Origin of the sequence: Oerskovia sp. NPDC056781, assembly GCF_042789955.1 — a bacterium.
Classification (GTDB): domain Bacteria; phylum Actinomycetota; class Actinomycetes; order Actinomycetales; family Cellulomonadaceae; genus Oerskovia; species Oerskovia rustica.
In genome coordinates, this window is record NZ_JBHUAD010000184.1 from 1 (window position 1) to 8,184 (window position 8,184).

Annotated in this window: 7 protein-coding genes and 1 riboswitch; all 7 genes read left to right on the forward strand. The window is 73.2% G+C overall.

Translation table 11 applies throughout. The features are described 5' to 3' along the window. Nucleotides 1-165: 165 nt before the first annotated feature. The 7 genes from ACFRCR_RS14370 (at nt 166) to thiC (ending at nt 8,146) form a co-directional block, all read left to right on the forward strand. Complete coding sequence (locus tag ACFRCR_RS14370) at nt 166-1,284, forward strand: CAP domain-containing protein (RefSeq protein ID WP_377678448.1); 1,119 nt, start codon at nt 166-168, stop codon at nt 1,282-1,284. A gap of 67 nt (nt 1,285-1,351) precedes the next feature. After that, nucleotides 1,352-2,335 (forward strand): diacylglycerol/lipid kinase family protein, encoded by a 984-nt coding sequence (locus ACFRCR_RS14375; RefSeq protein WP_377678450.1) that lies wholly within the window; start codon nt 1,352-1,354, stop codon nt 2,333-2,335. A 303-nt stretch (nt 2,336-2,638) separates the two neighbouring features. Further along, nucleotides 2,639-3,190 carry a hypothetical protein gene (locus tag ACFRCR_RS14380; RefSeq protein ID WP_377678452.1) on the forward strand — a complete coding sequence of 184 codons (552 nt, stop codon included), beginning with the start codon at nt 2,639-2,641 and terminating at the stop codon, nt 3,188-3,190. Nucleotides 3,191-3,264: 74 nt separating this feature from the next. Beyond that, nucleotides 3,265-4,344 (forward strand): peptidoglycan-binding protein, encoded by a 1,080-nt coding sequence (locus ACFRCR_RS14385; protein ID WP_377678453.1) that lies wholly within the window; start codon nt 3,265-3,267, stop codon nt 4,342-4,344. Further along, nucleotides 4,335-4,973, forward strand: a complete 639-nt coding sequence (locus ACFRCR_RS14390; protein WP_377678455.1) for an ABC transporter ATP-binding protein — start codon at nt 4,335-4,337, stop codon at nt 4,971-4,973. Before ACFRCR_RS14385 ends, ACFRCR_RS14390 begins: the two co-directional genes overlap by 10 nt. Beyond that, nucleotides 4,970-6,253, forward strand: coding sequence for a hypothetical protein (locus ACFRCR_RS14395; RefSeq protein ID WP_377678456.1), 1,284 nt, complete (start codon nt 4,970-4,972; stop codon nt 6,251-6,253). The genes ACFRCR_RS14390 and ACFRCR_RS14395 overlap by 4 nt, the downstream gene beginning before the upstream one ends. Before the next feature lie 116 nt (nt 6,254-6,369). Next, a riboswitch (TPP riboswitch) is annotated at nt 6,370-6,479 on the forward strand. After that, nucleotides 6,470-8,146 (forward strand): phosphomethylpyrimidine synthase ThiC, encoded by a 1,677-nt coding sequence (gene thiC, locus ACFRCR_RS14400; protein WP_377678458.1) that lies wholly within the window; start codon nt 6,470-6,472, stop codon nt 8,144-8,146. (Overlaps the previous riboswitch by 10 nt.) Nucleotides 8,147-8,184: the final 38 nt, after the last annotated feature.

The window sequence follows — 8,184 nt, forward strand, 5'->3', positions numbered from 1 at the left end:
CGGCGAGCGCGGGCGGGTGGTCGCCCCGCGCCGCGCGGGGGCGACAACGAGCCCGATCTCGACGGTGCCCGCGCCGGTGCCCGTCCCGTCGAGCGTCTGGTTCTCACCCGCAGTGTCGGGGCATACTGGGCAATCAGCCCACATTCCACCGACGGAAGGTCGCTCGTGCTGCCGGAGTCCCCGTTGCCCGACCACCTTCCTCAGACCCGCGCCGCCCGCAGGCTCGCCGAGCAGGCTGCCGTCTCGCCGTCACGGGCGCAGCGTCGCCGGCGGCGCGCCGAGGCCGTCCGGCACGCCCGCTCGACCGGTGCCACCGGCAGAGTGCGCGGACCTCGGGCTCTGCCGCAGGTCGCGGTCGTGACCCTCGGGCTCGTGGGCGGGCTGCTCGTGGTCCCGGCGACGCAGGAGCTCGGTGGCGAGGGCCCTGGCCTCGAACCGATCGGTGCCCGCTGGGACGCCGCGCTCGGACGGGGGGACGACCGCGCCGGCCGCGGCGGGGACGGGCGCGAGCCGCTGCTCGCCGAGGCGGGCAGCAGCGGGACCTCCGGGAACGTGACGCAGCCGTCCGGGAGTGCCTCTGCCGAGCGGCCGACCGACGCCCCGTCGTCGCCGGAGCCTCCCGTCGACGAGGCCCCGGCGCCCCCGGAAGCCCCCGCAGCCCCGCCCCAGCAGGGCGCGACCGGGCCCGAGGTCCAGCAGGTCCAGGAGCGCCTCCAGGTGCACGGCGCCACGGTCCCGGCCGACGGCGTGTTCGGGCCCGGGACCGACCGCGCGCTGCGCACGTTCCAGGACGCGAACGGCCTCGAGCCCGACGGCGTCGCAGGCCCCGCGACCCGGGCCGCGCTCCTCGCCGAACCGACCACGACTCCGGCGGCCACCGGGAGCGCGGAGGGAGCGACGTCGTCGGGCGCGGGGGACACCGCGGGCGACACCACCGCCGCCCTCACGCTCGTCAACGCGCACCGCACCGCCGCTGGCTGCCCCGCGCTGCGCGCCGACGAGCAGCTCGGGCGCGCCGCTACCCTGCACGCGCAGGACATGGTCGCGCAGGGGTACTTCAGCCACACGAGCCTCGACGGGCGGACGTTCGGCGACCGCGTCACTGCCCAGGGCTACGCGCGACCCGGCGGCGAGAACATCGCCGCCGGGCAGAAGACCGCCCAGGCCGTGGTCGACGCGTGGATGGCGTCCGAGGGGCACCGCGCCAACATCCTGAACTGCGACTTCACGACCATGGGCCTGGGGCGCGCGGGCGACACGTGGGTGCAGGTGTTCGGGTACTGAGCGCGTCCGGAGTGCCCGAGTCGTCCCGTTGTCGGGCGAGCCGGTGCCATGCGCGACATACTCAGGTGTGAACCCGTCCCAGGAACAAGCGCCCGAGCCCGCCGCCCAGCAACGCCTCGACAACGCGCCGCTCCGCTCGGCCGTGATCGTCAACCCGAACCGCGTCGAAGGGCTCGACGAGCTCCGCCGCACCATCGAGACCCAGCTCGCCGACGCCGGGTGGCCCGCCCCCGCCTGGCTCGAGACGACCGCCGAGGACCCCGGCACCGGGCAGGCCCGCCAGGCAGTGGAGGACGGCGCCGAGGTCGTGTTCGTGAGCGGCGGCGACGGCACCGTGCGCGCCTGCATCGAAGGCCTCGTCGGGACCGACGCCGCCCTCGCGGTCCTGCCCGGCGGCACGGGCAACCTCCTCGCGGGCAACCTCGGCATCCCGCCCCGGCCCGAGGACGGCATCCGCCTCGCGCTCGACCGCGGCCGCCGGGCCGTGGACATCGGCGAGGTCGACGGTCAGGCCTTCGCCGTCATGGCCGGCATGGGCCTCGACGCCGCGATGATGGAGGACGCGCCGACCGCGCTCAAGGCCAAGGCCGGAGCGCTCGCGTACGTCGTCTCGGCGTTCAAGCACCTCGCCGACGACCAGATGAAGGTCGAGGTGCGCGTCGACGACCGGCCGGTGCTGCGCCGTCGGGCACGGACCGTGGTCGTCGGGAACGTCGGCAAGCTCCAGGCCGGCGTGAACCTGCTGCCCGACGCTGAGCCCGACAACGGGCAGATGGACGTCGCGATCATCGCGCCCCGCAACCTGGGCCACTGGGTCCAGCTCCTCGTCGGCGTGCTGCGCGGAAAGGGGCGCGTCCCCAACATGGAGGTCCTGCGCGGGTCGCGGATCTCCGTGATCTCCGACCGGCCGCAGCCGCGCCAGCTCGACGGTGACGTGATCGAGCCGGCGAAGAAGCTCGAGGTCAGCGTCCGGGCCGGCGCGCTGTGGGTGTGCGTGTACCAGCCCGACACGTCGGAGGACATCGCGGAGGGGGCGCCCGCCGGAGACTGATCCACCGGTGAGGCGTCTTCCTCAACCTCTCTGCGCAGCACCGTAGGACCTGACCCAGGAGATCCGTCGGCGGCACGAGCGGACGCGATCGACGAGTGCGTGAGCGGCGCCGCGAAGGAGTGACGTGAGGGAACCTCAGGGGGCTTTGGTGCGTGCTCAATGCAGCGGGCAGCGGGCAGCGGGCACCGTCGCCGAACAATGGGGGGACGTATGCAGGGGTCAGTTCGACGACGTGAGCAGGGGGCCCTGGTGGTGCTCGCCCTGGTGGCAGTCCTGGTGACTGGTTGTTCGGGAGAGGCTGAGGTGCGCAACCCCTTTGCCGCAGAGTTCGCCCAGGCTCGCAACGAGGTGACCACCGAGACCGGGCGGAAGATCCTCGAGGACGACGTCATCTCTGCGACGGAGTATCAGCAGGTCGAGGACGCCTCGGTCCAGTGCATGAGGGACCAGGGCCTCGTCGTCAAGGTCGAGGACGAGGGCGCGGTCACGACCGAGCTCGTGGGACTGACCGAGCACTCCCCGCAGGAGGAGCTCGACGCGATGAACGCGCAGATCGACGCGGTGCATCGGGAATGTCGGGCGAAGTTCGACATGGGTCCCATCTCCCTCCTCTACTGGGAGCTGCGCCGGAACCCGGAGAACGTTGACTTCAACCAGGCCATCGCCGACTGCATGGTCCGCGGCGGGCACCGCGACGAGGGATACGACAAGGAGGCGTACTCGCAGGAGCTGGCCCGGTACGCCATCACGCTCAAGGCTGCGGCCGACGGCACCGAGTACGAGGTCGAGGGCGACCTCTCCGGACAGGAGCTGCCACCTGAGATGGCAGCCTGTCAGCAGGATCCGCACGACTGACGCCTCGCCGTCCGCATCGGTGGCCGCTCGCACACCACGACACGAACACCACCAGCACCACCTGAGGAGCAGCAGTGGCCAGAGATCGACGTCCCGCCCGGACCGGAGGTGCCCGCCCGGCAGGGGCCCGCACAGGCGCGCTCGCGCTCGCGGCGGTGGTGCTGCTCGCGGGGGGTGTCACGGCAGGGATGGCGTTGGCGCCGCAGGCGGAGCCGCAGAGCGTGCGGAGCGCGACGCCGCCCGCGGCGGTCCCGGTCTCGCGGCAGGCCTTCGACGACTCGCGCAGGGTCAAGGTGACCCCGGTCGTCGCGGAGGAGGGGACGTTGTCCGTCGAGGACCAGGGCAAGGTCACGCGTTCGGTGTGCGCGCCGGGGGCGGTGATCGAGTCGGGGTCGAGCCCGGTCACGGTCGACGACCGCCCGGTCGTGGGGCTGGCGACGTCGATCCCGTTGTGGCGGGACCTGGCTCCCACGGCCAAGGGTGACGACGTGAAGGCGCTGCAGGTCGAGCTCGCTCGCCTCGGGCACACGGTCCGCGTGGACGGGACGTACGGCGATGCGACCAAGGTCGCCGTGACCAAGCTGTTCAAGGCTGCGGGTGTGGCAAAGCCGACCGGTGACCTGCCGGTCGCCTCGGTGCTGTGGCTGCCTGCGCCGTCGGTCACCGTGAAGGCGTGCGAGACGCCGGTGGGCGGCGCGACGTCCGAGGAGGCGTTCGCGACGACGTCCGGGACGTTGGTCTCGCTCGGCCTCGCGGACACGCTCACGAACGTCACGCCCGGTGACCGGGTGGTGCGCCTGGGCGAGGCGAGCGCGCAGGTCGGGGAGGGCGGGATCGTCACCGACCCTGCCTTCCTGGACGCCGTGCGCGGCAGCGTGGAGTTCGCGGCCTGGCAGCGCACGGAGGGGTCGGAGCCGCTGACGCTCGAGTACGTCCTGGCGTCGCCGCTCGACGTGTCGGTCGTGCCGCCGGGGGCGCTGTTCGCGCTCGACGGCCCGGCGGGTTGCGTGCGCGCCGACGGCACGGCCCACCCCGTGACGGTCGTCGCGTCGAGCCTGGGCCAGACCCTCGTCACGTTCGACGGGCTCGACGCCACCACGGCGCCGACCGAGGTCGAGCTCACCTCGCAGGACGTGGGGCAGTCGTGCCGGTAGCGGGCAGGCGGCTGGTCGGGGCCGGCCTGGGGCACGCCTTCCCCGGCACGGGCTTGCTGTTCACCGGGCTGGACCTGGAGATCACCCCGGGGGAGGTCGTCGCGCTCGTCGGCCCGTCGGGCAGCGGGAAGTCGACGCTGCTGAGCATCGTCGCGGGGTGGGAGCGTCCCACGCAGGGGCAGGTCGAGCGTGTCGGGGTCGCGACCACGGGGTGGGTCTTCCAGAACCCGCACGGCGTCGCGCGCCGCGCGGCCCTGGACCACGTGGTGCTGCCGCTGCTCGCGCGAGGTCTGCGCCGCCGGGACGCCGAGGACCGGGCCGCGGAGATCATGGCCCGGTTCAACCTGACCCCGGTCGCCGATCGCCCGTTCCGGGCGCTGTCGGGCGGCGAGGCCCAGCGCCTCATGCTTGCGCGCGCCGTCGCACTGGCACCGGACCTGCTGCTCGTCGACGAGCCCACCGCGCAGCTCGACCTGCGCACGGCCGCGACCGTCAACGAGGTCCTGGCCGGCATCGCGCAGGACGACTCGATCGTCGTGGTCGCCACGCACGACCCGCACACGCGCGACGCCTGCACCCGCGTGATCGACCTCGCAGACTTCCAGCACGCGCAGGTGGAGGCGGCATGACCGCCACCGAGCAGGGCCCCGTGCCCGACGGTGCAGCGCGCCCCGGCCTTGCGGTGCCCCCGGGCGGCCCAGCCGGGCCCGGCACGGCACCACCCGGCGGACCGGTCACAGCCCCAGGCACCTCGCCCCCGCCCGACGACGGAGCGCACCCGCGCGCGGACGCGATCGGCGCCGTCGGGCCGGGGGACGCGCCCGTGCGGGCGCGCGCCATGCGGGCCGCGTCCGTGATCTCCGAGGCGTGGCGCAGCATCGCGACCGGCACCACGCGCGCGGCCCTGCTCGCCGCGGTGCTGGTGGTCGTCGTCGGGGCGTTGGCCGTTGTCGACGTGCGCGCCGTCGTGGGCGTCATCGAGGGCGCGCGCGAGTACCGCGACGCGGGCGCGAGCGTGCAGATCCTCGAGGCGCCCGGGCAGATCGACGGCGCACGCTGCGAGGCCCTCGCCGGGGTCGACGGCATCAACGCGGCCGGTGCCCTGCGGATCGGCAGCCCGCTCCGCTCGCTCAACCTCCCGTCGAGCGAGCTCACCGGCCACGAAGCGACCCCCGGGCTGCTCTCCGCGCTCGAACGGGACCAGGTCGCAGGCTCCGGTCTGTGGCTGTCCGCGGACCTGGCAGAGGCGCTCGGTGCCGCCCCGGGAGACAGCGTCGCGACCGGTAACGGTGCTGCGCGCGTGGGCGCCGTCTACCCCTACCCCGACGACGGACGCGACCGCGTCCTGGGCTACGCAGCCGTCACCCCCGTGCCCGCGACAGGGCTGTTCGACTCCTGCTGGGTCGAGATCTGGCCTGTCGACCCCGAGACCGCGCCCCTCCTGCGGACGGCCCTCGTCGCCGACCCGTCCTCGGAGGCGCAACCCACCCAGAAGCAGCTCAACGGTCGGCTCGGCGCCACGTACGACGCGAGCGCCGAGTTCGCCGACCGTCCGACCAGGCCCGCTCCGGTCGCCGCGATCGTCCTGGGCCTCGCCCTGGGCTTCGTCGCGATCCGCCTGCGCCGCCTCGAGCTCGCCGCCGCCCTGCACGCCCGCGTCCCGCGCGCAGCCGTGACCTGGCAGGTGCTGCTCGAGACCGCTGCCTGGACCGGGGTCGCCGTGATCGTGGCCGTCCCCGCGCTGTGGTGGCTGGCCGCCGATGCCGGCCATCCTGCCGACCATGTCAGCACCTGGGGCATCGGCATGCGGACCGTCCTCGCGGGAGCCGGCGCGGTGCTCGTCGGGGCCGCGGTCGGCGCTCTCTCGACCCGCGAGAAGCACCTGTTCAAGTACTTCAAGGAGAGGTGACGTCGGCCCGGACCCGCAGGGAGACGGGCCGATCGCGGGACGGTCGCGCCGCCGTCGGGCAGCGTGCGCTACGGTGACCGTCGCACGACCCGCTTCGACCAGCAGGACCCACAACTTCACACACCCACGGGAGCTCGCAGCAGCGAGCTGAGAGGGCGGCTCAGCGCCGCCGACCGTTCGAACCTGTTCGGATCATGCCGACGTAGGGAGAGAGCAATGAGCTCTGAGACCGCTGTGCCCGCGCACACCATCACGACCGGACCTATCGCGGGGTCCTCCAAGGTCCACCACCCGGTCCCGGGCGCGGAGCACCTGCGCGTCCCCGAGCGCCGTGTGCACCTGAGCAACGGCGAGCACCTGGACCTGTACGACACCTCGGGCCCGTACACCGAGGTCGACGATCCCGCGGCGTTCGACCTCGCGGGCGGCCTGCCCGCGCTCCGGGCGTCGTGGCTGCGGCCCGACGCCGTCCCGACCGAGCACGGCACGGGCGGTGCCCGGACGCAGCTCGCCTGGGCGCGCGCGGGGGTCGTGACCGACGAGATGCGCTTCGTCGCGGCGCGCGAGGGCGTCGACGTCGAGCTCGTGCGCGACGAGGTGGCCCGCGGCCGTGCCGTGATCCCGGCCAACCGCAAGCACCCCGAGATCGAGCCCATGATCATCGGCAAGGCGTTCGGCGTGAAGATCAACGCGAACATCGGCAACTCGGCCGTGACGTCCTCGATCGAGGAGGAGGTCGAGAAGATGGTGTGGGCCGCGCGCTGGGGCGCCGACACCCTCATGGACCTCTCGACGGGCAAGGACATCCACGAGACCCGCGAGTGGGTGCTGCGCAACTCCCCGATCCCCGTGGGGACGGTGCCGCTCTACCAGGCGCTCGAGAAGGTCAAGGGCGATCCCGCGAGGCTCACGTGGGAGATCTACCGCGACACCGTGATCGAGCAGGCCGAGCAGGGCGTCGACTACATGACGGTGCACGCGGGCGTCCTGCTGCGCTACGTCCCGCTGACCGCACGCCGCGTCACGGGCATCGTGTCGCGTGGTGGCTCGATCATGGCGGCGTGGTGCCTCGCGCACCACCAGGAGTCGTTCCTGTACACGCACTTCGCGGAGCTGTGCGAGATCCTGCGCGACTACGACGTGACGTTCTCCCTGGGCGACGGCCTGCGCCCGGGGTCGATCGCGGACGCCAACGACGCCGCCCAGTTCGCCGAGCTGCGTACGCTGGGCGAGCTGACGAAGGTCGCCAAGTCCTACGGCGTGCAGGTCATGATCGAGGGTCCGGGGCACGTCCCGATGCACAAGATCGTCGAGAACGTGCGCCTCGAGGAGGAGCTGTGCGAGGAGGCGCCGTTCTACACGCTCGGCCCGCTCGCGACCGACGTCGCGCCCGCGTACGACCACATCACGTCCGCGATCGGGGCCGCGATCATCGCCCAGGCCGGGACCGCGATGCTCTGCTACGTCACGCCCAAGGAGCACCTGGGCCTGCCCGACCGTGACGACGTCAAGACGGGCGTCATCACGTACCGGATCGCGGCGCACTCGGCCGACCTCGCCAAGGGTCACCCGCGTGCGCAGCTGCGGGACGACGCGCTGTCCCGTGCCCGGTTCGAGTTCCGCTGGCACGACCAGTTCGCGCTCTCGCTCGATCCCGACACCGCCCGCGCCTTCCACGACGAGACGTTGCCGGCCGAGCCCGCCAAGACCGCGCACTTCTGCTCGATGTGCGGGCCCAAGTTCTGCTCGATGCGGATCTCGGCGGACGTGCGCGAGTACGCGGAGAAGAACGGCCTGACGTCGGTCGAGGCGATCGAGGCCGGCATGGCGGAGAAGTCGAGCGAGTTCGCGGACGCGGGCGGCCGGGTGTATCTCCCCGTGACGCCGAGGTAGACCCGTGTGCGCGAGGTAGACCTCCTGGAGGTCTACCT

Coding starts and splice junctions, on each gene's coding strand:
- ACFRCR_RS14395 (WP_377678456.1), top strand. CDS start 4,970: ATGACCGCCACCGAGCAGGGCCCCGTGCCCGACGGTGCAGCGCGCCCC.
- thiC (WP_377678458.1), top strand. CDS start 6,470: ATGAGCTCTGAGACCGCTGTGCCCGCGCACACCATCACGACCGGACCT.